Below are 382 nucleotides of genomic sequence, written 5' to 3'. Positions count from 1 at the left end.
ATATAAAATATATCTACTATCATTTAAACGCGAAGAGCATTTAGCCTTATTAGAAAAAGAAGCTAAGAAACTGGTTGATTCAGTAATTAGCTAATCTGCAATTAAAATTAAAAACGGCTGATTTATTCAGCCGTTTTTGTATCTACAATTTATAAAACAAAAAGGGCTTTATAGTGATGTCAGCCACTTCAGAATATATTAATCAATTAAAACATGATGGTGATTTTTTAACGCTTTCTCGAAACCATGAATGGCATTTGGATGCAGGCCAATTTACTCTTAATAATAATACGCAAGTAACCGTGCATGATACCGGTGTAATTGAATTTGAGCCTGATTGTATAACGTCCAAGAATGTGGTGCTTTCAAGTGCAATTCATGT

General features: G+C 32.2%; 1 pseudogene. It reads left to right on the top strand.

The features are described from left to right. Positions 1–176 precede the first annotated feature (176 nt). A pseudogene (locus tag CWB66_RS21780) lies at positions 177–382 on the top strand (succinylglutamate desuccinylase); the annotation flags it as partial.

Source organism: Pseudoalteromonas sp. S558, from assembly GCF_005886635.1.
Taxonomy (GTDB): domain Bacteria; phylum Pseudomonadota; class Gammaproteobacteria; order Enterobacterales; family Alteromonadaceae; genus Pseudoalteromonas; species Pseudoalteromonas aliena.
Note: the sequence above shows the minus strand (reverse complement) of the source record. Positions and strands in the feature narration are given on the sequence as shown.